Source organism: Pseudovibrio sp. Ad26, assembly GCF_001623285.1.
GTDB lineage: Bacteria > Pseudomonadota > Alphaproteobacteria > Rhizobiales > Stappiaceae > Pseudovibrio > Pseudovibrio ascidiaceicola.
This window is the reverse complement of the sequence record NZ_LMCE01000049.1, coordinates 407,743-430,567: the sequence shown is the minus strand read 5'-3', so window position 1 is coordinate 430,567 and position 22,825 is coordinate 407,743. Positions and strand designations below refer to the sequence as shown.

Sequence of the window (22,825 nt, the reverse complement as noted above, 5' to 3'; positions counted from 1 at the left end):
TGCCTGCTTGACTAAACAATATGAGCGACATGCCCATCTTTCATAAGAATATCGATTTGCACCTGCTCCCCCTGGCTTAAGGCTGGCATGAGCAGAGTTGCCTTGAACCGCAGCTCTAATGGGCGGTCAGGGTCACGAACAAAGTGGACGGACCGCACCTGAACGCGCGGTTCATATTTTTCAATGCATTGACGGATAGAGGCCGCAATATGTTGCGTAAGGTCGTTTGTCGCCACGCTAGACAAGTTGAAATCAACCAGTCCCAAATCTGGAGTGGCAGCAGAAGCCCCTGCTCTCGCATTCAACAGCTTGGCTAGATGACGCTTGATAGAGTTTACTTTTGCTTCCAACAGATCGATGTTCTGAGGAGGAGAAATCTCCTCCTCATCAGCAATCAAACGCTCGAACAAACTGCCACGCGCTGTACGAAGCCTGCTGTCCCAAACAACGGGTTCATCGCGCTTTCTCATGGGCAAACCTTAGCTATCCTTGTCCAGCTTACCAACGAGCGACAACTCAAAATTCGCTCCCATGTATTTGAAGTGCGGACGCACTTTCAAAGACACTTGGTACCAACCCGGATCACCTTCTACATCAGAGACGATAACCTCTGCTGCACGCAGTGGACGACGTGAACGTACATCTTGAGGTGGGTTTTCCTGATCAGCCACATACTGCCGGAGCCAGGTATTGAGCTCACGCTCCAGATCTTCACGCTCTTTCCATGACCCGATCTGTTCGCGCTGCAACACTTTAATGTAGTGAGCAAGGCGGTTGACGATCATCATGTAAGGAAGCTGGGTGCCAAGTTTGTAATTGGTCTCCGCTTCTTTACCTTCCTTGGTGTTCTGGAAGATCTTTGGCTTTTGCGCAGAGTTTGCGGAGAAGAACGCCGCATTGTCAGAGCCTTTGCGCATTGTCAGCGAAATGAAACCTTCTTCGGCAAGCTCAAATTCACGGCGATCTGTGACCAGAACTTCCGTTGGAATTTTCTCTTCGAGCTGACCAAAAGCCTCAAACACATGCACTGGCAAGTCGTTAACAGCACCACCTGATTGCGGACCAATGATATTTGGACACCAACGGTACTTGGCAAAACTCTCTGTCAGGCGGGTTGCCATCAAGAATGAAGTATTACCCCAGAGATAGCTCTCATGCTCTTCTGTCACGTTCTCATTATAGACGAACGCATCAACCGGATTTTCTTCCGCATCATATGGCATACGAAGCAAAAAGCGTGGGCAGGTCAGGCCAACATAACGGGAGTCTTCACTCTGACGGAAGCCCATCCATTTGCGGAAACGCGGTCCTTCATAGATGGAGAACAGATCTTTCTGCGCAGGCAGATCCACGTACTCATCAACGTCGAACATCTTAGGACCAGCTGCCGCAATAAACGGAGCATGGGCCATTGCACCAACAGAGGCAGTAAACTGAAGCAGCTTTACATCACGAGCGCTTGGACCGAAGTCATAGTTCGCAATCATCGCGCCTACAGGCTCACCACCAAACTGACCATATCCACTGGAGTAGACATGCTTATAAAGGCCAGATTGCACAACTTCCGGGCTAGTTTCAAAATCTTCCAGCAATTTGTCTTTGGAGACAGAAAGCACGTCGATCTTGATGTTCTCACGGAAATCCGTGCGGTCAACCAGTAGCTTCAGACCACGCCAGGCAGACTCGAGTTCCTGAAATTTTTCATCATGCAGAACTTCATCAAGCTGCGCTGATACTTTCAGGTCCAGCTCTGCAATCATACGATCAACCAGTACACGGTTTATCCGTTGGTCAACTTCCTGGCTCGCAAGGAGGTCAGAAATAAACGCTTCAACGCCCTTACGCGCTATGGAATAGCTTTCTTCGTCTTCAGGGCGAATGCGGGTCTCTTCCATGATCTGGTCAAGAAGAGAAATCGCGGCCCCCGAACCGGCAACATCTGGCTGGCCGGTAGAAGCTGATACATCTACCATGTCATCACATCCATGTTTTTACTTTGAAATGTACTTGCGGATCAAAACAATCGAGTTCCGCAGTCGTGTATAAAATCTTTTAATAATGACTTAGCGTCAGCTGTTCTCATCTTGAGAAGAAACCACCGCATCCAACTCTGAAAGAAGCTTTTCACGCTGCTCTTTATCTTGCAGCAACTGCTCCAGCCGGTTGCGGAACGCAGGAATGTTTCCAAGCGGTCCTTTAAGAGCAACCAGAGCCTCACGCAGATCGATTAGCTTTTTAAGTTCAGGGATTTGCTTGACGATAGAATCTGGTTCGAAGTCCTTTAGTCCTTCAAACTTCAGATTGACGGCAAGTTGGGCGTCTTCTTCCTCAACAAGCGTATTTTTGACCGTTAGCTCACGCTCCAGCCCGGCTTCTTTCATCACCGATGCAAAGGTATTCTTATCAACTGAGAGCAACTCGCGCTCTTCAAGAGGCGTATCGTCTTCTTTGCCGTTGTAATCACCCAACATGACAAGACGCAACGGCAGTTCGACTTCTTCCTGTTGGTCACCAGTTGCCGGAACATAGCGAATGTTAATCCGCTCTTTGGGTGCAACAGAACCTTCTTTGCCAGCCATTAGCCTTCCCCACTCTTCTTAATAAATCTGAAAACAACTTAGAAACTACCTAAGATTGTACTTAAATTTAAAATTAAAAACTTTAGCGCCAATTCGACTCTAAATTTTCATTAGGCCTATCGGAAAGAAAAACAGACGACAACCCAAAAGTAAAACTTCCGTTATTAGACTTTAGTAATATTGATTAGCAAAGTAAATATTTCGAGAAAAAAGATTACATTGCCTGAAAATGCGATTCGACCTGATTAATACGAACCAGAGAAACGTAATGATAATTAGAGCTCTCTCAATAATCAAAATTATACTATTATCGATTTTTAAATTAACTACATCATATATATTTATAAGCTCGATATTTCTAATTTTACTCGTTTTAAGTGTATTTTTGCTCAGGGATTTCATATTTTCCTTTGAGGCCTCAGGCGAAAGAAAATTAATCTATAGCGCTCTTGCGATGGCAGTGTTTTCCATAATTTGGGGCGCCAGTAACTTAATTTATGTAAGCATAAAGAAGAAAAAAGGTGATTTGAGTAAAAATAAAGACAAAAGAGAAAAACCCAAAACACCTGATCTATCTTATCTCAATGAGTTCGAGCGTGGCTTCAACCAAGCGCTGCAGACCATCAGCAGAAACTGGGCGGGCAAGGGTTCTCGTAAGAATGGAAAGAACCTTTACGCCCTACCTTGGTTTGTCGTCTTGGGATCACCCAGCTCAGGTAAGACATCCCTTATTGTTGAATCGAATTTGAAGTTTCCACTTGCACATCTTTTCTCTCAGGAGGACGCCAAGCATGTACAACCGACAAAAGACGTTGATTGCTGGGTAACCGATGAGGCGGTTCTGTTCGATGTTGCCGGGCAGTTTGTTGAGCATGTGAACGGAAAGCAATCAGACACCCAGGAAACGTATTACGCAGGTTTGTGGCGCCGTTTTCTCAAACTTTTACGCGACAACCGACCACGCAGGCCCATTAACGGCGTTGTCTTATGTCTCGATCTGTCAGAACTCATTTCACTCTCCTCCCAAGAGCGAACCACCAAAGCTGCGCTTATTCATGCTCGCTTGAGCGAAATGACAGAAGTGCTGGGCACGCGCTATACCGTCCACGTGGTACTTACCAAGTTCGACCTGATCGATGGCTTCCATGAGTTCATTGGATGTTTGCCCACCTCAGAACGCGCAAAACCATTTGGCTTTACATTTGATCTTCATAATGGCCACGATCAGGACAAGTGGTTAGACGAGTTCAATGCAGCTTTTGCCAAACTGCTGGAAAACCTAAATCATACCACGGTTGATCGTATCTCAGATATTCGCTCAGCACACAAACGTCGCCAGCTCTATCTGTTTACGCGTGAAATGGCTGGCTTGAGCACAATTTTGGGTGGGTTTCTCGGTAAGGCCCTGCACCAAGACAAGTTTTCAACCGCTCCTCATATTCGTGGCATCTTCTTTTCATCCGCGCGACAGGAAGCCATCCCGACCAATCCTGTCTTACAAGCAACCTCACAAAAATACGAAATCGCGCCTCCAATCCTGCCCATTCACAGCGGTCCATCCAAACAGTACTTCTCTTCTTCCCTGTTTGACCAAGTGGTTTTCAAAGAAGCGGGCCTTGCTGGCGACAATATCAAGATTGAACGGGCGAAGCGTTTCGCCCTCATCGGGTCAGGTTTGGCCGCTTCATTGTTGTATGTCGGCTTTTTCAGCGCTTATTGGATGGGTTACGAGAGCAACCGCGCGCGCGCAGACCAGGTCGTCGATATCACTGAAAACTTTGAAGAGTTGCTCCAACAAGGGCCGGCGCAAAACTCTAATGCATCTGGACAGAATTATATTCGGTCTCTTGGGGCTCTTACATCGGCAAGCGACATATTTGGAAATTACCGCAACAGAAACTGGCTTATGTCTCAGCTGGAGCTCTATCAGGGCCACAAAATTGGCCCTGAGGTTGAAAAAGCATATGTGGACATGCTTGCACGTTACTTTCTTCCTGAAGTAGCGGCATACGTGCGAGATGAGATCGCAAAACTTGGAGAAGACGAGACCGGCAGAGACAGCAATGAACGCCTAGAAGCTTTGCGTGTCTATCTCATGCTGGGAGATGCATCGAGACGAAATGAACTACTGGTCAAAGCCTGGATGGAGCAGAAATGGCAAGAGCAATTTGAAGGTGATCTGAAGCTGCAAAAAGCCCTTCGTGATCATCTGGTCTTTGCCATCGAGACTGCAGGCCTAGAAGCCGCACTAGACAAGGATCTGGTAGAAACCTCTCAAAGAGACTTAAGAGAAGTTCCAAGAGATCTACGCCTTTACCGCAATATCGAACAGGTCAGTGACAGACAGCTTGCCTCATCAGTCAACTTCCGCAATGACATTGGCCCTGCTTACAACATCGTCTTTGATGGCACTGGGCAACACTCTGGGAGCGATCAACCAATCGGTGTGAAAGAATTTTTCACAAAAGACGCTTACCTAGATTACTTCGTAAAGATGAATGACGGGCTTTCTGTCGTCGCTGTCGAAGATGCCTGGGTCGCTGATGAGCGCGAAACGGTTGAGTATTCTCAAGCTGACCTGAAGGAATTCCGGCGCAAGATCGTCTCTCGCTATGCAACCAACTACATATCCAGCTGGAACACCGCGCTGAACCGCCTGGAAATTACCGACTTCAGAAATCTGGATCATGCGGTTGATATTCTTGAAACCCTGACTGGCCCAGACCGGCCCTTGAACAGGCTCATAAACCGCGTCAAAAGTGAAACAGAGATCTATGAGGGCAAGCTCATTGAGCTGAATGCCGAGCAGGCCGTGGACTCCGACCTTCCCTTCGACATTTACCGCGAGCAAGGATTACGTGTCCGGCGGGCGTTTTCCAATCTGAACGGCTTGGTTGAGGCGGAGGAAGGCGAAAAAGCCTATCTTGAAGATCTCGATGCTGCACTCAATACGCTCTACGAGTACCTCAAAGACATCCGCCAAGCTGGAGAGCGCTCTGGCGAAGTGGCCCTTGCTCGCGCAAAAGCCAGAATCGATCTCCAGGGAGAAGATCCGATCTACACACTCAAACGAGTGGGTGTCGATTTACCAAGCCCGTTGAACCGATTTTTTGCAAAACTGGCGGACCAAAGCTGGAAGGTTCTGCTGCAAGAAGCGAAGAAGGAACTGCAGCGCAGCTGGAATGAAGAGATTTATGCCGACTATAATCTGAACTACGCTCAGCTCTACCCATTCAACAAGCAAGCTGAGCAAGAAATACCGCTTGAAGAGTTTGAGAGCTTTTTCGGTCCCGGCGGCAAAATCGAGACGTTCTATAAGAAAAACCTCATCGTGTTTGTTGATGAAGCAACGGGCGAACCCAAAACCATTGATGGTCGTCACTTAGCCATCGAAAAGGATTTTCAGGACAATCTCAAGATCATTCTGGATCTACGCAGAAGCTACTTTAACTCTGAAGGCCTCATCGGCGTTGAATATAATATTCAACCCGTTGCCCTCGCAGCCAAGCTACGCCGCGCTGTGATGAATATTGAAGGGCAGATCATTTCTTATTCACATGGACCCCGGCGCCCAATCCGCGTAATTTGGCCCAACGTCCTCACGAATGAAGCAGAGAGCAGCCTTTCAGTCTTCCCCGCAGGACGAGGTCGTCCGCATACAGTTACGTTTAAGGGCCCTTGGTCTGGTTTCCGACTGCTGGACTTTGCCACAACGAAGGGCTTTGACAGCAATGGTGCACTAATCGAATTTAATTTCGACGGTCAAAAAGCGACTTACTCACTGCTTCACAAAGGTGCTAGCTCGCTCGCACGCAAGCAACCATTGTCCGGCCTTATCTTACCAGCAAAGATGTGACTCACATGACTGCGTCAGAAGCAAAAACAGAAGAGGCAGCTCCGGCTGCTTCTTCTCTTTTCGTAACATCCTATGACGACCTTGCAAAAGCCGTTCTTTCCCCCATTTCAGATAGCTTTGAAGACGACATTGAAGATCACCCAGATTTTGATGCCGTCAGTGATGAGTTAATGAAACGCGGCACCCTTTCTCACGGCTCGATCGACTGGAGCTTAGTTGAGCGGGAAGCACTGCAATTGTTGCAAAACACTCAAAAGAGCCTGGCGGTTCTGGAAGCTGTGCTGCTCGCACGAATGACGCGGAAAACACGTGGTGCTTTAACCAGTTGCATTCGGGGTCTTGATGCCTGCTTAACGATGCCAAGAGCTGACCTCTGTCCAAAAGAAGATCGAAGATTCGATCTCATCCTGCGCCGTATCTGCGGATTATTCAGCATGGATGCTTTGCCCGGCAAGCCCGGTACAGAAGCTGAAAGACTGGATGAAAGCCTTGCCCGTTTGACCAAAAACGAACTCTTGCTTGAACACGGGCTCGTAAAAGATTTTCGTGTGCTTCAGGAGAGACTTGAGCTTGAAAAGAAGCAGACGGAGAATGAAAAAGCCCAGACCACCTCAGGATCTTCTTCATCAGGAGACGGAGCTAAGACGGGAAGCATCGGTTCTGCAACTCCGATGGATGCACGCTCTTTTAAACGCACTGCAGCTGAAATATGCACACTCATCTTTCAGGAAGATCCATCCCTTCCCTTCATCTACCAGCTACGCCGCCATGCATGTTGGCAAGAGATCACAGGAGCCCCTCAGATAACATCGGAGTCCCGAACCATCATTCCTGCCGTATCAATAGATACCTGCGACAAGTATCGCGACGCATTGAAGCAAAGCAAAGCAGATATAGCGGTCATTCACCAGTTAGAGACAACGCTTTTTTCCATGCCATTTTGGATTGAAGGGCAGTATATTTCCGCTCAATTGGCCCTCAAAGCTGATCACATTCAAGTCGCAAATGCGATCACAGAGAGCACCCAGGGATTCATAAGTCGCATCCCTGAACTGCGTGAGCTGTGCTTCAACGATGGAACACCCTTCATCGAAGGTGAAACGGCAGAATGGCTGAGCTCAAAACCAGTCCACGCAGACATGCCTGCTCAGGCAGATAGCCAGCAGGAAAACAAAGGGCTCACAGATTTCGTCGGCAATCCAAGATTGGCCTCAAAATGGAACGGTGAATACAAATCACAACGCTCCCCACGCCAAAAGGCCTTCATGGAACTTACGATGCTGGAAGACCTCGCAGGCTCCGGTTTCTCCGCCCTCGTCTCCGACCAAACACTCCGCCTACAAACATCCGTCGAAGAAACATCCATAACCGACTGGGACCCCGAATTCTTCAAGAGAGCCGCCGCCCTTACACGCAAGAGCCGCAAATGATGGGCAAGCGATAATGCTGATTTGCGCAAAAGCATGTCGGATATTGCTGTTCGATTTGAGAAGGAAATCACTCTGCGCGGGGAAGAGTTCAGCAAGCAGTTAGAGCAAAAGTGTCAAACCTTGAGAAAGCAGAGCAAATGCTCGGTTTATTATCTAGTAATTTCAAGGAGATAAATGGTGCCCGGAGGCGGATTCGAACCACCGACACGCGGATTTTCAATCCGCTGCTCTACCAACTGAGCTATCCGGGCACATTCTGCTAGGGCGGTTTGTTTCCCGTCCTGCGAAGGTGAGCGTCTTATAGGGTGCCAGATTTCTCCTGTCCAGCAGGCAAATGCATTTTTTACAAAGAAATCTGTTTTCTCCACTGCCTGCTCACCATTTTCTCTTAAGCGCCTTAAATCATGAGGGTTTTATCCCAAAATGAGCCTCACGGCGTCATTGAATGGCCTAAGAAGGTGCCCCTTTTTCCGAAATATCCCAAAACAGCGCCACCATATTCCGCATGGCATCGCGGGCAACTGGTTTGAGAATATGCTCATTGGGCGCATGTTGCGAGCACCCGGCATAAGAATGCGGAACCCAAACGGTTGGCAGGCCCAATGTTTCTGCAAAGCACTCATTTGGCAAAGAGCCAGCAAGGTTTGGCAAAAGGTGGGGTGTCTTCCCGCTCGTTTCTTCCAAGGAAGCCATCACCATGCGCACCCAAGCGTTATCTGGCGAAAGGCGCGTTGCATGAAAGAAGCCACGATCTTCCTGTCTTATCTCGACATTATCAAATCCATTAGCATCCAGATGCGCGCGCAAAGATGGTAGTAGACCCTGAACATCTGTTCCAACCACGTAGCGCAGCTGGCAAACTGCGAAGGCGTAACCATCAATCGCGTTTACTGGTGCTTCTGGCACGCCGCTCTTCATTGCCAGCACGGCAAAGGAGTTCCAGCCAAACACACGTTCGGCAGGGGTGAGACCCTCCTCTCCCCAATTCTCGTTTATGGTAGGGCCCTGACTATCACCAACAGGAAGATCCCTTAAAGCTTCTCTAATGTCTGGTGTCAGGCTGGTTGGTCGCCAACTCGGAATCTGGATCTGCCCCCGTTTGTCTGCAATGCATGAGAGAGCGTTGGCGAGAATAATGGCGGGATCGGCAAGCAGCCCGCCCCAGTTGCCCGAGTGGTTTGCACCATCGCGCAGGTTCACTTGTAGGGTGAACGTTTGTGCCCCACGTGCACCTGTGAAGACCGTTGGAGTATCGGATTGCAAGCGTGGCCCATCAGAGGCAATAAGAACATCTGCGGCCAGCATCTTCTTGTGTTCATCGAAAAACTCTTGCAGGCCAGCGGAGCCGGTTTCCTCAGAGGTCTCGATGATCACCTTGCAATTGAAGCCAAGTTGCTTCTTCTCCTGCAAAAGACACCCCAGAGCCTGAAGATTGATGAGGTGCTGGCACTTATTGTCAGCGGTACCGCGCCCGTAAATGCGCTCGCCGTCTTCTTCCAGAACGAACGGGTCTCTTCCCCCCATCCAGTTACCGGCTTGTCCGCGTACAACATCTCCGTGCCCATAGGTCAGAACTGTGGGGAAGCTCGGGTCTTCGATGCGTTCACCGAACAGAAAAGGCCCACCAATCGGGTTCGGATTGTCGAAGATGTGCGTTTTGAAGCCAAGACGCTCGAGAAGTGGTCGCATCTCCTCTTTCAGATAACGCATCAACTGGTGTTTTTGGTAGGGTTCCTGGCTTTCCGTCGGAATTGCAATTAATCGGGCCAGGTCAGTGAGGAATGCGCCGTTGTCGAAGTATGTTTCCGCCCGTTGGATAGCTTCATTGCGACTGGACATTCTCATTCTCCCTTTCAAACTAGGTGGGCGCAGTTAATCACTTAAGGGGGTTCCAATCCACTCTGTTTGTTTCAGCAGCTTTAATGCACTCTGAAGACCAGCACCCGTTGCAATGCACATGCCGGGCAGGATCATCCATTCCAACGCCCAAGCTGAGCCAGAACGCTCTTGTTCATGCACCAAGGCGCTATGCATCGCAGAGACCTGGGTGCTGTTGTAACGGGCAAGCGTTACCAGTAATTCCGCGTTGATCGGGTTGTGTTTGTGGGCCATGGCTGAGGAGCGTCCACCACCGGAAAGTTTAATTTCCTCAAGGCCCTGCTGGGCCATCAAAGCGACATCCGTACCAATCTTACCAAGGCTGCCGGAGATCATGGAGAGAACGTTTGCGTAGTCCACCATGTTATCTCGCTGCGTGTGCCATGAGTGCTCAGGAACCCTTAAGTCCAGCTCTGCAGCCATGTGCGCAGCAATAGCAACTGCATGTTCGCCCTGAGCATGACTGGTTCCGACAGGTCCGCCAAACTGGAGCACAGCCACTTCAGCCGCAACATCGTTTAGCCGTTGATAGTGCCGTTTGAGCGGCTCAATCCATGTGGAAATGCGGTCGCCTGCCGTTATTGGCAGCGCGGCTTGCATGCGCGTTCTACCCATCAACGGATAATCGCTATTCGCTGATTTCACAGTCTCAAGTGCAGCGATGACCGCAGACAAGCGCTTTTGCAGAATTTGAGAGGTTTTTTGCAGAGCTAATGCCAGCGCGGTGTCCATCACATCCTGACTGGTGGATGTTTTGTGGCATTCAGCGGCATATGGCTCACCAATGCGCATGCGCAGTTGCTTGATGAAAGCCGGGATTGGCAGGCCATCTTTCGCGACGCCCGCCTTGATCCGCGTTATGTCAGGTGCAAACCCTTTGCAGCCAGCAAGCACAGCGTCCTTTGCTTCGGCTGAAATCAGAGAATGTGCGAACAAGGCCTTGGTGAGAGCCACTTCATAAGCCAGATAGTGATCCAGAGTTGTTTCCAGAGCGAAGGCGCGTTGCACGTCCTCATCTCCAAACAATCCGCTCCACATAGGATTGGTGAAGAGGCTCACACTCACATTAGTCCCTTTCCAGCGCGATCGCGATGCCCTGACCAACTCCAATACACATAGTGGCCAGTGCGCGTTTTTTGCCTTGCAGGCTCAGTTCCAACGCGGCGGTTCCGGTGATGCGTGCGCCGGACATGCCCAGTGGGTGGCCCAATGCAATCGCCCCGCCATTCGGGTTGATATGAGCTGCACCTGCATCCAACCCCAGTTCGCGCAGAACTGCAATCCCCTGACTTGCAAAGGCTTCATTGAGCTCAATGACGTCAAAATCAGAAGGTTGCAAATTTAACCGCGCGCATAGTTTTTGCGCTGCAGGAGCAGGGCCAATGCCCATAATGCGCGGTGCAACGCCGGCTGTCGCTCCGCCAAGCACGCGTGCAATTGGGGTCAGACCATACTTTTTGACCGCTGCTGCAGAGGCAACAATCAACGCAGCAGCGCCATCGTTGACACCTGAGGCATTGCCCGCAGTCACGCTGCCATTTTCACGAAATGGTGTCGGCAGCTTTGCCAATTTCTCGGCAGTTGTCCCTGCTCGTGGATGCTCATCAGCGGACACAATGATCGGGTCGCCTTTGCGCTGCGGGATTACAACTTCAATGATCTCCTTGGCGAGGCGGCCATTTTCTTGCGCAGCAGCTGCCTTTGCCTGTGAGCCCGCGGCAAAAGCATCCTGATCTGCGCGAGAAACGCCAAAATCTTCAGCAACGTTTTCGCCAGTCTCAGGCATACTGTCGATGCCGAACTGCTTCTTCATCTTAGGGTTCACAAAGCGCCAACCGATGGTGGTGTCAAACACTTCGTTGGCACGAGAAAACGGTGAGGTCGCCTTTGGCATCACGAAGGGTGCACGGGACATGGATTCCACGCCGCCAGCAATCACAAGGTCGCATTCACCTGTCTTGATGGCACGAGACGCCGCAATGACAGCATCCATACCAGAACCGCACAAACGGTTCAGCGTTGTCCCTGGCACAGCCTCAGGCAAACCTGCCAGCAGCGCGACCATGCGAGCCACGTTGCGGTTGTCTTCACCAGCCTGATTGGCACAGCCGTAATACACTTCATCAACGGCTTCCCAATCAACTGAAGGGTTCCGCTCCATCAACGCTTTAATTGGCAATGCGCCAAGATCGTCCGCCCGAACAGAAGACAGCGCGCCCCCATAACGACCAATCGGTGTTCTAATATAATCGCAAATATATGCCTCAGACATCAGGCCGTCTCCACTCTGTTACCCGCATGCGCCGCCGCTGTTCGCGCTTTTAATGCGCGCAGAACAGACAGTTCCTCCTCAGTCGGCGCAGGGGTCTCCTGCAAATCATCACTGAAACGTACAGCCCAAGACACGGTTTGTTGCACCCGTTCTTTGGTCGTACCCGGATGAAGCGAGACCACTGTCATCTCTTTGGTAACAGGATCAGGTTTCCAGATAGCAAGGTCCGTAATCAGCAGGGTTGGGCCTTTTGTGGTGATGCCCATGCGAGTGCGATGGTCCCCTCCTTCTCCGTGTCCAAAGGAGGTAAAAAAGTCCAGTTTCTCTACAAAACCACGCTTGCTTTGCTTCATAGTGATGTAAATTTCCTGAGAGGACGAAGAGATCTCAGGCGCTCCACCACCACCCGGCAATCTTACCGTTGGATTGTCGTAATCTCCCACAACAGTGGTGTTGATGTTGGCGAAACGATCAATCTGCGCTGCCCCCAGAAAACCAACAGTGATCTTGCCGCCTTGTAGCCAATAGCGGAACATCTCGGTTACTGAGACTGTCGTGAGCGCTGTATCACAGAGTTCGCCATCACCAATGGAAAGCGGCAGAACGTCCGGCGCAGTGCCAATCGTTCCACTCTCATAAATCAGCGTAATATCAGGCGCGTGGGTCAATCGTGCTATGTTGCAGGCAGCTGATGGCGGACCGATGCCCACGAAGCAGACATCCGTGTTGCTCAAAGCACGGGATGCCGCAATGGCCATCATCTCATCCGGGGTAAAATCTTGTGTTGTCATGATGTTACCTCCAACCCTTTGATGCGGTCAGCAAACACCTCTGGTCCCTGTTTCAGCACGTGTTCTTCCATCCATGCCTGAAACGCCTCACGATCTGCTGCGATCGGATCCCAGTCGATATACGTCTTGTTGTCTCTGCCGTAATACCCTTGCGCATAAGACGGATGTGCCCCGCCGCGCACTTCGCAAATAGCGGAGACGGTCCAGTGTGGCAGGATGCACGCGTTCATATGCGTATCCAGCTCATCAACCACTTCCTCAACCGTCACAATGGAGTGCGTAGCAGCCAGCACGGCTTCCTTCTGGACACCCACAATTCCTTCAATCAACACGTTGCCTTTGCGGTCAGCTTTAAGAGCATGGATGAAAGCAACATCAGGACGAATGGAGGGAACAGCAGCCAATTCCTCACCCGTGAAAGGGCAATTTATTTTTTTGATATTCGGATTTACGCGCTGAAGTTCTGTACCCATATAACCACGAAACACGGCGCATGGCAGGCCAGCAGCCCCAGCTTCATATGCATTGGCAAGAGCGGCATGGGAATGCTCTTCAATCTCAATGGGTCGCGGCCAGCCGTTTTCGATTGAATCACGAACGCGTCGCAACAACCCAACACCCGGATTGCCCGCGTAGGAGAAGATCAATTTCCTGACCAGCCCCATGCCGATGAGCTGATCATAAATAAGATCAGGCGTCATGCGAATGACAGTGAGTTCATCAATGCCCTGCCGAATAACTTCGTGGGCAGCGGCGTGGGGAATGAGATGCGTAAAACCTTCAAAAGCGGCAGTGTCGCCGCTTTTGAGGTATTTCGTGACCGCATCTTTTAAAGACAGAAATTCAGCCATATTTATCAATCAGATATCAAAGAAGACGGTTTCGTTTTCACCCTGAATGTAAATGTCAAAGGTGTAGGTGTCGCCGGATTGCTTCGCGATCAGCGTTGATACGCGCACGCGATGTTCAATACGGCCCAACACCGGATCAACTGCGTTGGCTTCTTCCTCTTCCGGGAAGTACATGCGTGTATTGAGGCCAATGTTTATTCCGCGCGCAACGATCCAGAAGTTAATATGTGGTGCCTGTGTCCTGCCATCAGGAAACGGAACAGGCCCCGGCTTCACAGTCTCAAAGCAAAACTCACCACTTTCCAGATTGACCGGCTGGCGCCCCCATCCAGTAAAGTGGGGATCAGCTTTACCACGCGTTTCTGACGGGCTGTTGAACAGACCTTCACTGTCTGCCTGCCAGATTTCGAGCATGGCATCTTTCAAAGGCGTTCCGGTTCCGTCAAACACTCGACCTTTAATGGTAATGCGCGGGCCTTTGGTTTGCTCGTTCACCATGCGCGCGCCAAGGTCTTCTTTGAAGATCCCTGTGTTCCCGATGAAATTCGGGGTGCAGCCGATATGAACGTACGGACCAGCCGTCTGGCTTGGGCTTTCTTTCAGATACTCCAGCTTAGTCATATCAATTGCCCTCCATACGGTTCTCAAACATGGTCGAACGACGGCCACGCAGAACGATATCAAAGCGGTAAGCACGGGCGTCCATTGGTACACAATGGTTCATGTCCAGCTTGGCTACCAGCATCTCAATCGCCGCAGGATCATTGATCGTCCTCACAATCGGACACAGCGGAATATGAGGATCGCCCTCAAAATACATCTGCGTGATCAGGCGCTGCGCGAAACCGGAACCAAAAAGCGAAAAATGGATGTGGGACGGGCGCCAGTCATTCACCCCGTTTGGCCACGGATACGGGCCGGGGCGAACGGTACGAAAAGCATAGTATCCATTCTCATCCGTGATGACGCGACCACATCCGCCGAAATTCGGGTCAAGCGGCGCAAGGTAGCCATCTTTTTTATGGCGGTAGCGGCCACCAGCGTTGGCCTGCCAAACTTCTACCAGCGCATTCGGAACTGGTCTGGCTTCTTCATCCAGAACGTGGCCATGGACGATGATGCGCTCTCCCTGCGCACTTTCACCCGGTTTGGCATAATTCTGCACCAAATCGTGATCCAGCTCACCCAGCATGTTGTGGTCGAAGACTGGTCCGGTGGTTTCGCTGATTGTATTTCCGAGAGACAGAAGCGCCTTTTGCGGAGACCGCAACACGCTCGTTTTGTAGTTAGGCGACAATGCCGGTGGATGCCAGTTCCGGTCTCGTGGAAAGAACGGACCAGCATTGGTCGTTGGCTTGCTCATCTCACTCCCCTGACGCATCAAGCTGCGCGAAAACATTTTTGACGACTTTGATGGCGCTGTTTGCGGCTGGCACACCGGCATAAATTGCGGTGTGCAGCAGAGCTTCGCTTATATCTTCCCGTGTTGCCCCGGTGTTTCTTGCGGCCCGCACATGCATGGCCACCTCATCTAGGTGCCCTAACGCTGCGAGAAGCGCAATAGTTACAATGGACCGTTCTCGCAATGTCCAGTTGTGCCGCGACCACACATGCCCCCAAGCCGCTTCAGTGATAAGCTCCTGAAAAGGTGCATCAAAACTGCTCTTTTGAACTTCAGCAGCGTTCACGTGAGTGTCTCCCAACACCCTACGTCGTGTCTGCATGCCTTGTTTGTAAATTTCGCTTTGCCGCAGTTCACGCTGGTCAACCCTGTTTGGCCAACGAGAAATCGCCTGCCGAACAAGATGCGCCAGATACTCAGGTTGTTCCAGACTTGGCAGATGTCCGCAGTTTCCCACACGCTCATATTTGGCGTTCGGAATGAGGCATGCCATCTCCTCGACCAGTTCTGGCGGTGTAGACTGGTCGTCCTCACCAGCAACGCAGAGAACAGGTACGTCAATTTGCGCGGCCTGACAGGTCAGGTCAGCGTCCCGAATGGCTGCACATGTGCCGATGTATCCGTCCAAAGGTGTTCGGCACAAAAGATTCCGATATCCTGCAACTGCTTCTGGCCATTTTGCCTGAAAGCCCGATGAGAACCAACGAGACATCACTGTATCAGCGATCCCCTCCATCCCGTTGGCCTCAATTGCGTTGATACGCTCTTGCCACGTCTGTGCGTCACCGATGCGCGGTGCGGTGTCACACAGGATCAGCCCGCTCACCAGATCAGGCCGGGCAGCCTGCAGTGCCATTGCGATCATGCCCCCTACAGATACACCGCAAATCACTGCATTCTTGATGGACTGGCTGTCCATGAGCGCAGCAAGGTCACGCATATGCAAGTCAATCGAATACCGCTCATCGCCAACACTAGAAAGACCATGCCCACGTTTATCATAGGTCAGAACTTCGCCTTGATGCCCGAGATGAACCAGAAATTCATCCCAAATGCGAAAGTCCGTTCCCAATGAATTAATCAGAACAAGCGCTGGTGCTGCTGACTCTGAATTGGTCTTACTGAAGTGAAGCGTTGTAGAGTTTAATTCTATGAAGTGCATGCGCATCCCCCTAAACGGATCAATTGCATGTCTGTTTCAAAATGAATAATGATATTATCCAGACTAATCATATTGAGATTGTTATGAATAACTTACGCAGATTAAAGCTCAGGCATTTAGAAGCATTTGTGGAAGTGTCTCGCCAAAACAGCGTGAGCCGCGCTGCGGAGGTGCTTCATCTCACCCAGCCAGCCGTCACCCGTACTATTCGCGAACTGGAAGAAATATGCGGGCAGCCTCTGATTGAAAAAGATGGGCGCGGAATCCGCATCACCCATTACGGTGAGGTATTTCTGCGTCATGCAGGCACCAGTCTTGCCGCTGCCCGTAACGGCATCAATGCATTATCTCAGCTCAACTATAGCGACGGCCCGATGGTCCGCATTGGCGCTCTGCCAACAGTGGCTGCATCGCTCATTCCGCAGGCCGTTAAGGCTTTCCTTGATACAGGGTTGCGAAACCGTCTTCACATCGTAACCGGAGAAAACCACGTCCTGCTGGATCAACTGAGAAATGGTGAGCTGGATCTTGTTATGGGCCGCCTGCCAGCACCAGAGAACATGCAGGGATTGGTGTTCGAACCGCATTATCGCGAGCGTGTCGTTTTTGCCGTCGACAAGAACCATCCCCTCGCAGGAAAACCGCAGATCAGCGTGAATGAGCTGGATGCTTATCCGGTGCTAATCCCTTCTGCAGCCTCAATTATTCGCCCGTTCGTCGATCGGCTTTTCATTGAACACGGCATTCCTGAACCAGAGCAGGCAATCGAAACCGTCTCGGACTCATTCGGCAGAGCCTTCACACAGGAATACAACGCGATCTGGATCATTTCGCGCGGTGTGATTGCGCGTGAGATTGAAAGCGGCCAGTTCGTGGAGTTGCCGATTGATACCCGTGCGACGGTCGGCTCTGTCGGCCTCAACATGCGCGCTGGCGAAACGCTGGATACGGCGGCCCAATGCTTTGCCGAGATCCTTATGGGGTTGAGCGAGCAGGAGGAAGTTCGCGCTCCAGCTCACTAAGTCAGAGCAAATTCAGGGTGCATATTGATACCCAATACGGCATGAGAAGCACGGTATTTTTCATTATTCATTTTGAAAAGTATATGTAATTCTCCGATTTCACAGTGGTGATTCCTAAGAATTCCCTTGGCGGATCATCCGGATCGTGATTAAGAATTTGACGGCCTTAGGGAGATGAGACTGCCCCAAGTAGCAGGATCAGGAAGGCTTGTCTGGTTTCGACCATTCTTCAGGAGGGTCACATACTTATGTTTGGTAATTTCAAAGGCTTCTGCGCTTCTACAGCACTTTTGCTTGCCAGTGTTTCCATGGCAGGTGCAGCAGAATACACATTTAAGCTCCACCACTTTCTAAGCCCCAAAGCGCCAGCGCAGACCAAGATGCTGGAACCATGGGCAAAGGCCGTTGAAGAAAATTCCGGCGGCCAGGTCAAAATCGAGATTTACCCGTCCATGTCGCTTGGCGGTCGTCCACCAGAGCTGGTCAACCAGGTTCGTGACGGCGTTGTTGATCTTGTCTGGACCCTGAACGGTTACACACCGGGCCTGTTTCCACGCACTGAAGTGATGGAACTTCCGTTCGTGTTCCTGGATGATCCACGCGCGGCAAACCTTGCCCTTTACGACATGTTCAAGAGCGATCTTGAAGTTGAATACAAGGGCTTGGAAGTCATGTTCCTGCACGTGCATGCCGGTGCAGGCCTTCATACGCGCGACAAGGAAGTCCGCAGTCCGGCTGATATGGCAGGTATGCGCATTCGTACGCCATCGCGCACCGGTGCATGGGTGATTGAAGCGCTTGGCGCCTCTCCTGCAGCTATGCCGGTTCCTGAGCTGCCGACAGCTTTGCAAAAAGGCGTGATTGATGCGGCGTTTATTCCTTGGGAAATCATTCCACCGCTGAAAATTCAGGAACAGACCGAGTATCAGATCGAAGGTGCTGGCAAAGCGCGCTTTGGTACTTCTGTCTTCCAGGTTTCCATGAACAAAGAGCGCTGGGAAGGGTTGCCTGAAGACATTCAGAAGGCTTTCCGTGATGCATCTGGTCCTGAGTGGTGGGCAAAGGTTGGTGAAGTTTGGCGTGCGACAGATGACTTTGGCATCGGCCTCGCTGTAAAGTCAGGCAACAAACACATCACTCTTTCTGAAGAAGAAACAGCGGTCTTTAGAGAAGCTCTGGCTCCGGTCGTTGATAAATGGACCTCAGAAGTCGCCAAAAAAGGCATTGATGGCAACGCGATTGTTGCAAAAGCACAGGCATTGATTTCCAAGCACAGCGAGTAGCTATGGGCGCCTTTCAAAAACTCGGACGCGCCGGCATTGCCGGTGCATTCGAAAAACTTATTGTAGCATGGGCACTTACCGGCGGAGTGGTTCTGCTGGCGGTGGTCGCGATAAACATCTACTCCACCCTTGGCAACATATGGGCAGCTCCCTTTCCCGGAGATTTCGAGCTCACTGAGATCGGCGTTGCTATCGCAGTCTTTTCCTTCCTGCCCTTCTGCCAGATCACTGATGCCAATGTCACAGCGGATATCTTCACCAGTAAGGCTGGCCCTCGTTTGAAAGCATTTCTGGCTCTGATCGCATCTGTGATCGCGTTTGGGTTTGGCTTGCTGCTGTTGTGGCGCATGTACCATGGTATGTCTGATCAGAAAGAATACGATTACACCACCGCAATTTTGCAGATCCCTGTTTGGTATGCGTATGTACCTGTTTTGATTTCGCTTTTGCTCCTGAGTATTGGCGCGGTTATTACGCTGAGTGAAAACACCAGAGATCTGGCTCGGAGAACCTGATGGCGGCAAGTCTTTTCATGGGCTTTGGAGCCCTCGCCATTCTGGTGTTTCTCATTGTTATCCGTATCCCAATTGCTTATGCGATGATCCTTGTTGGCGGCGTTGGGATTGCGCTCATCAACGGTCCGATGTTACTGCTTAGTCAGTTGAAAACATTGGCGTATGGCCAGTTCGCCATTTACGACCTCTCCGTCATTCCGCTGTTTATTCTGATGGGTGCGCTCGCCTCAAAAACCGGTTTGAGCCAATCTCTCTTCAGAGCAGCGAATGCATGGCTTGGTTGGATGAAGGGCGGCACAGCGATGGCCGCGATTGCCTCCTGTGCCGGGTTTGGCGCGGTTTGTGGCTCGTCGCTTGCGACCGCCTCAACCATGGGTAAAGTCGCCCTTCCGGAGCTGAAGCATTACAATTATTCAGGTGCTTTGGCGACAGGAACGCTCGCGGCTGGCGGAGTTCTGGGCATTCTCATCCCGCCAAGCGTCGTTTTGATCATCTATGCCGTGATCGTGGAAGCAAACATCGTTACTATGTTCGTTGCTGCGTTTATTCCGGGTATTTTGGCCGTTCTTTTGTTTCTCGCAGTCATCGCGCTGTATGTTTTCGTCAGTCCCTCATCTGGCCCTGCAGGTGGTGCTGGAACCCGAGAAGAGTTCCTCGCAGCGTCCCTCGGCGTGCTGCCGGTGCTGACTGTTTTCGGGCTTGTCATCGGCGGCATCTATTTCGGCTTTTACAATCCGACACCTGCTGCTGCGGTGGGTGTGTTTCTTGTGATGCTATTCGGGCTCCTCCAGCGCAATCTTGGTTTGGGGGATATGATCGAAGCATTGAAGGAGACGGCTGCAACCTCTGGCATGATCTATCTGATCCTGCTTGGTGCAGAACTGCTCAAGATCTTCATGTCACGCATTGGTCTTCCTCAGGAGACGGCGGCTTGGATTGCAGGCTCAGGTCTGGAACCAATGACCGTGATGCTGCTGATCCTGCTAGCACTCATTGCGCTTGGCTGTCTGATGGACAGTATGTCCATGATGTTGCTGGTCATCCCGTTCTTCTGGCCTGTACTTATGGAACTGAACGGCGGCATGTATCAGGGAGCAGATGGTGCCGGGTATGGCATGAGCACCGAAGACCTGAAGATCTGGTTCGGTATTCTGGCGCTGATTGTCGTCGAGCTTGGGCTGATTACACCGCCAGTGGGCATGAATGTCTTCGTGATTTCAGCTTTGGCAAAAGACACGCCAATGATCCAGACCTTCAAGGGTGTTGCGCCATTCTTTGGCGCCGAGCTGGTGCGTGTCGCCATTTTGGTGAGCTTCCCAGCGCTAACCCTTTGGTTGCCCAGAGTGCTTTCCTAAACGCAAAACAACAGGTTGTCTTGGCAGGACTGATTGCTGAGACAACCGAATGGATAAAAGCGTTCTAATAGCAATTTTGCTATAATTTCTGCTTATAATTCAATTTTACATATCAATCATAAACAGCAACACTGAACATCATTCAAACGTGTATTCGCAATCCATTTTACTTCTGACTTAGCGCATACCCCAATTGCCGCGATCTGCCAGATGTTTTGAACCTAAGGAATTTTTCATGACCCACCATAGAGATCGTACTCAGGTTGCGATTATCGGCGGCGGTCCTGCTGGTTTATTACTCTCTCACATCCTGAGCGAAAGCGGCGTGGACAGTGTTGTGCTGGAACAGCGCACCAAGGCCTATGTTCTCTCTCGCATCCGTGCTGGTCTTTTAGAGACCGGAACTGTGCAACTGCTGCGCGATTATGGCCTTGCAGAGCGTATGGATAAGAATGGTAAGAGCAAAAAAGGCTCATGGATTACGCGGCAGGGCTTTGAAAGTCATTTCATTGATACGCACAAATGGATTGGCAAGGAGATGATGGTCTACGGCCAGACCGACATCACCGAAGACCTGTATGACGCCCGCGAACGCGCTGGCGGCAACATCATCAACGAAGCCACTGATGTAACCCTGCATGATGTGACCTCTGACAAACCTTCTGTGACCTACGTGAAGGACGGGCAGACGTATCACCTGGACTGTGACTACATTGCTGGCTGCGATGGCTTCCATGGTGTCAGCCGCAAGACCATTCCTGACAACATTCTGCGCACCTACGAGCGTGCCTATCCGTTTGGATGGCTTGGCATCATGGCAGAAGTCCCACCCCTGCCGGATTTGGTCTATGCCTATCATGAGCGTGGGTTTGCACTTGCCTCACAGCGAAACCGCCTGCTGAGCCGCTATTACATTCAGTGCCCGTTGACAGACAGTGTTATGGATTGGTCCGATGAGCGGTTCTGGGAAGAGTTGATTAGCCGTTTTCCTGCGGATGTGGCGTCAGATATCGTCACCGGACCATCTATTGAAAAATCCATCGCCCCGCTCCGCAGCTTTGTGGCTGAACCGATGCAGTACGGGCGAATGTTCCTTGCGGGCGATGCAGCTCACATTGTGCCACCCACAGGAGCGAAGGGGCTCAACCTGGCTGCCTCCGATGTGTTCTATCTTTCACGCGGGTTAATTGAGCAGATCAAGAGCAATCACTCCGCTCACCTGGAGCGTTACTCCGAGCTGGCTTTGCGCCGAGTGTGGAGCTCTGAGAACTTCTCCTGGCGGATGACGCAGCTGTTGCATGTTTTCCCGGAGATGAATGGGTTTGATGCGAAAATCCAGCAAAACAGCTACGAGCTGTTGCTGCAAAATGAGACCCAACAGCGGGCCTTGGCAGAAGAATATGTTGGCTTGCCGTTTGAAGAGCTGGACGCGCTGACTTTATCAGCCGCTTAATCCAGCGATTGGAGAGAGGTCCATCCCTCTCTCCCCACCACGAGAACGCGGCTTACTATTCTGTTTTGTCAGCAATTTCAACAATTGCTGCGGCAAAGGCCTCGGGGTTTTCTTGCGGCAGATTATGTCCTGTACCCTCGACGAGACGCGCCTCAAAATATCCGTTGAAGTTTGTCTCGTGCCCTTTGCTGTGCCGCCGTGGGCTTACGCCATCATTGGCACCAAGCAATGCAATGGCTGGCACATTGATCTTCGGTTGCGCGGTGAGCAGAACCTCGATCTTCTCAAAAGCAGGGTCTCCCTCAACCAGCCCAAAACGGTGCCTGTAGGAGTGGATGACAGTCTCAACAAAATCAGGATTGTCAAAGCTCTCGGCGGTTTCGCGGAAGGTTCGGCGAGAAAACTCCCAGGTGGGTGACCATTGCTGCCAGAGCATTTTTGTCAGATCTTCGCGGTTCTCAGTCAGGCCATTGCGGCCACGTTCACTCTGGAAATAGTACTGATACCACCAGAGCTGTTCCTCCTCAGGCGAGGCAGGTCGATAGGCTGCAGGAATGTTCTGGATGTTGTAGGCTACCCCGCCACTCACAAGCCCCCTCACCTTTTCCGGCCAGAGTGCTGCGGCGATACAAGCCGCACGGCCACCCCAGTCATAGCCCGCAACAATCGCCTGCGGCAGCTCCAAAGCCACCATCAGTGACCGCAGATCAAAGGCCAATGCGCCTTGCTGACCGGAGCGCGGCGTTTGCGGAGACAGATATTGGGTTGGCCCGTAGCCACGCAAGTAAGGGATGATGCATCGAAAACCGCGATTGGCAAGAATGACGGAGACTTCGTCATAGCTGCGCACATCATACGGAAAGCCATGAAGCAGAACAGCTGGAACACCTGATTTCGGCCCAACATCCATATAGGCGATGTTCAGCACCCCGGCTTCAATAAACTTCATATGTCCAGTCCCCTATATCGCGCGGTC

Annotated in this window: 19 protein-coding genes and 1 tRNA gene; 7 read left to right on the top strand and 13 right to left on the bottom strand. The window is 51.2% G+C overall.

What is annotated here, in order from left to right; genetic code table 11:
• Positions 1 to 11 precede the first annotated feature (11 nt).
• From tssE to tssB, 3 genes are all read right to left on the bottom strand, one after another.
• Positions 12 to 470 carry a type VI secretion system baseplate subunit TssE gene (gene tssE / locus PsAD26_RS10990; RefSeq protein ID WP_208980636.1) on the bottom strand — a complete coding sequence of 153 codons (459 nt, stop codon included), beginning with the start codon at positions 468 to 470 and terminating at the stop codon, positions 12 to 14.
• Between the two features lie 9 nt (positions 471 to 479).
• Complete coding sequence (gene tssC / locus PsAD26_RS10985) at positions 480 to 1,973, bottom strand: type VI secretion system contractile sheath large subunit (RefSeq protein WP_063310411.1); 1,494 nt, start codon at positions 1,971 to 1,973, stop codon at positions 480 to 482.
• Between the two features lie 96 nt (positions 1,974 to 2,069).
• Positions 2,070 to 2,579, bottom strand: a complete 510-nt coding sequence (gene tssB / locus PsAD26_RS10980) for a type VI secretion system contractile sheath small subunit (protein WP_063310410.1) — start codon at positions 2,577 to 2,579, stop codon at positions 2,070 to 2,072.
• 454 nt (positions 2,580 to 3,033) lie between these two features.
• On the opposite strand from tssB, the gene tssM reads away from it, so the two are divergent.
• Entirely contained in the window at positions 3,034 to 6,435 is a 3,402-nt protein-coding gene (gene tssM, locus PsAD26_RS10970) for a type VI secretion system membrane subunit TssM (protein WP_063310408.1), read from the top strand.
• Positions 6,436 to 6,440: 5 nt separating this feature from the next.
• Entirely contained in the window at positions 6,441 to 7,865 is a 1,425-nt protein-coding gene (locus tag PsAD26_RS10965; RefSeq protein WP_063310407.1) for a TssA family type VI secretion system protein, read from the top strand.
• A gap of 175 nt (positions 7,866 to 8,040) precedes the next feature.
• On the opposite strand, the gene PsAD26_RS10960 is transcribed toward PsAD26_RS10965, so the two are convergent.
• From PsAD26_RS10960 to pcaD, 9 genes are all read right to left on the bottom strand, one after another.
• Positions 8,041 to 8,116 (bottom strand) — tRNA-Phe (locus PsAD26_RS10960).
• A 199-nt stretch (positions 8,117 to 8,315) separates the two neighbouring features.
• Positions 8,316 to 9,704: a M20 family metallopeptidase gene (locus PsAD26_RS10955; RefSeq protein ID WP_063310406.1), complete on the bottom strand. Its 1,389-nt coding sequence runs from the start codon at positions 9,702 to 9,704 to the stop codon at positions 8,316 to 8,318.
• Positions 9,705 to 9,737: 33 nt separating this feature from the next.
• Positions 9,738 to 10,808, bottom strand: coding sequence for a 3-carboxy-cis,cis-muconate cycloisomerase (locus PsAD26_RS10950; RefSeq protein WP_063310405.1), 1,071 nt, complete (start codon positions 10,806 to 10,808; stop codon positions 9,738 to 9,740).
• Position 10,809: 1 nt separating this feature from the next.
• Positions 10,810 to 12,015 carry a 3-oxoadipyl-CoA thiolase gene (gene pcaF / locus PsAD26_RS10945; protein WP_063310404.1) on the bottom strand — a complete coding sequence of 402 codons (1,206 nt, stop codon included), beginning with the start codon at positions 12,013 to 12,015 and terminating at the stop codon, positions 10,810 to 10,812.
• Complete coding sequence (locus PsAD26_RS10940) at positions 12,015 to 12,806, bottom strand: CoA-transferase subunit beta (protein ID WP_063310403.1); 792 nt, start codon at positions 12,804 to 12,806, stop codon at positions 12,015 to 12,017. The genes pcaF and PsAD26_RS10940 overlap by 1 nt, the downstream gene beginning before the upstream one ends.
• Positions 12,803 to 13,657 carry a CoA transferase subunit A gene (locus PsAD26_RS10935; protein WP_063310402.1) on the bottom strand — a complete coding sequence of 285 codons (855 nt, stop codon included), beginning with the start codon at positions 13,655 to 13,657 and terminating at the stop codon, positions 12,803 to 12,805. Before PsAD26_RS10935 ends, PsAD26_RS10940 begins: the two co-directional genes overlap by 4 nt.
• Positions 13,658 to 13,666: 9 nt before the next feature.
• Positions 13,667 to 14,278: a protocatechuate 3,4-dioxygenase subunit alpha gene (gene pcaG, locus PsAD26_RS10930; protein ID WP_063310401.1), complete on the bottom strand. Its 612-nt coding sequence runs from the start codon at positions 14,276 to 14,278 to the stop codon at positions 13,667 to 13,669.
• A 1-nt stretch (position 14,279) separates the two neighbouring features.
• Positions 14,280 to 15,038 carry a protocatechuate 3,4-dioxygenase subunit beta gene (gene pcaH / locus PsAD26_RS10925; RefSeq protein WP_063310460.1) on the bottom strand — a complete coding sequence of 253 codons (759 nt, stop codon included), beginning with the start codon at positions 15,036 to 15,038 and terminating at the stop codon, positions 14,280 to 14,282.
• Positions 15,022 to 16,221, bottom strand: a complete 1,200-nt coding sequence (pcaD, locus tag PsAD26_RS30395; RefSeq protein ID WP_063301990.1) for a 3-oxoadipate enol-lactonase — start codon at positions 16,219 to 16,221, stop codon at positions 15,022 to 15,024. Before pcaD ends, pcaH begins: the two co-directional genes overlap by 17 nt.
• 83 nt (positions 16,222 to 16,304) lie before the next feature.
• On the opposite strand from pcaD, the gene pcaQ reads away from it, so the two are divergent.
• The 5 genes from pcaQ (at position 16,305) to pobA (ending at position 21,849) form a co-directional block, all read left to right on the top strand.
• Positions 16,305 to 17,243, top strand: a complete 939-nt coding sequence (pcaQ, locus tag PsAD26_RS10915) for a pca operon transcription factor PcaQ (protein WP_208981791.1) — start codon at positions 16,305 to 16,307, stop codon at positions 17,241 to 17,243.
• 248 nt (positions 17,244 to 17,491) lie between these two features.
• On the top strand, positions 17,492 to 18,526 hold the full coding sequence (locus tag PsAD26_RS10910) for a TRAP transporter substrate-binding protein (RefSeq protein ID WP_063292848.1): 1,035 nt from the start codon (positions 17,492 to 17,494) through the stop codon (positions 18,524 to 18,526).
• 2 nt (positions 18,527 to 18,528) lie between these two features.
• The gene (locus PsAD26_RS10905; protein WP_063310400.1) at positions 18,529 to 19,041 is read left to right on the top strand and encodes a TRAP transporter small permease; all 513 of its coding nucleotides are present in this window, start codon (positions 18,529 to 18,531) and stop codon (positions 19,039 to 19,041) included.
• On the top strand, positions 19,041 to 20,396 hold the full coding sequence (locus PsAD26_RS10900) for a TRAP transporter large permease (protein WP_063310399.1): 1,356 nt from the start codon (positions 19,041 to 19,043) through the stop codon (positions 20,394 to 20,396). Before PsAD26_RS10905 ends, PsAD26_RS10900 begins: the two co-directional genes overlap by 1 nt.
• A gap of 235 nt (positions 20,397 to 20,631) precedes the next feature.
• Entirely contained in the window at positions 20,632 to 21,849 is a 1,218-nt protein-coding gene (gene pobA, locus PsAD26_RS10895; protein ID WP_063310398.1) for a 4-hydroxybenzoate 3-monooxygenase, read from the top strand.
• Between the two features lie 55 nt (positions 21,850 to 21,904).
• On the opposite strand, the gene PsAD26_RS10890 is transcribed toward pobA, so the two are convergent.
• On the bottom strand, positions 21,905 to 22,798 hold the full coding sequence (locus PsAD26_RS10890; protein WP_063310397.1) for an alpha/beta hydrolase: 894 nt from the start codon (positions 22,796 to 22,798) through the stop codon (positions 21,905 to 21,907).
• Positions 22,799 to 22,825 lie beyond the last annotated feature (27 nt).

Bases quoted from the DNA above. Each gene is read 5' to 3' on its own strand.
- tssE (WP_208980636.1), bottom strand. From the start codon at position 470: ATGAGAAAGCGCGATGAACCCGTTGTTTGGGACAGCAGGCTTCGTACA.
- tssC (WP_063310411.1), bottom strand. From the start codon at position 1,973: ATGGTAGATGTATCAGCTTCTACCGGCCAGCCAGATGTTGCCGGTTCG.
- tssB (WP_063310410.1), bottom strand. From the start codon at position 2,579: ATGGCTGGCAAAGAAGGTTCTGTTGCACCCAAAGAGCGGATTAACATT.
- tssM (WP_063310408.1), top strand. From the start codon at position 3,034: ATGGCAGTGTTTTCCATAATTTGGGGCGCCAGTAACTTAATTTATGTA.
- PsAD26_RS10965 (WP_063310407.1), top strand. From the start codon at position 6,441: ATGACTGCGTCAGAAGCAAAAACAGAAGAGGCAGCTCCGGCTGCTTCT.
- PsAD26_RS10955 (WP_063310406.1), bottom strand. From the start codon at position 9,704: ATGTCCAGTCGCAATGAAGCTATCCAACGGGCGGAAACATACTTCGAC.
- pcaF (WP_063310404.1), bottom strand. From the start codon at position 12,015: ATGTCTGAGGCATATATTTGCGATTATATTAGAACACCGATTGGTCGT.
- PsAD26_RS10940 (WP_063310403.1), bottom strand. From the start codon at position 12,806: ATGACAACACAAGATTTTACCCCGGATGAGATGATGGCCATTGCGGCA.
- PsAD26_RS10935 (WP_063310402.1), bottom strand. From the start codon at position 13,657: ATGGCTGAATTTCTGTCTTTAAAAGATGCGGTCACGAAATACCTCAAA.
- pcaG (WP_063310401.1), bottom strand. From the start codon at position 14,278: ATGACTAAGCTGGAGTATCTGAAAGAAAGCCCAAGCCAGACGGCTGGT.
- pcaH (WP_063310460.1), bottom strand. From the start codon at position 15,038: ATGCGTCAGGGGAGTGAGATGAGCAAGCCAACGACCAATGCTGGTCCG.
- pcaD (WP_063301990.1), bottom strand. From the start codon at position 16,221: ATGCACTTCATAGAATTAAACTCTACAACGCTTCACTTCAGTAAGACC.
- pcaQ (WP_208981791.1), top strand. From the start codon at position 16,305: ATGAATAACTTACGCAGATTAAAGCTCAGGCATTTAGAAGCATTTGTG.
- PsAD26_RS10910 (WP_063292848.1), top strand. From the start codon at position 17,492: ATGTTTGGTAATTTCAAAGGCTTCTGCGCTTCTACAGCACTTTTGCTT.
- PsAD26_RS10905 (WP_063310400.1), top strand. From the start codon at position 18,529: ATGGGCGCCTTTCAAAAACTCGGACGCGCCGGCATTGCCGGTGCATTC.
- PsAD26_RS10900 (WP_063310399.1), top strand. From the start codon at position 19,041: ATGGCGGCAAGTCTTTTCATGGGCTTTGGAGCCCTCGCCATTCTGGTG.
- pobA (WP_063310398.1), top strand. From the start codon at position 20,632: ATGACCCACCATAGAGATCGTACTCAGGTTGCGATTATCGGCGGCGGT.
- PsAD26_RS10890 (WP_063310397.1), bottom strand. From the start codon at position 22,798: ATGAAGTTTATTGAAGCCGGGGTGCTGAACATCGCCTATATGGATGTT.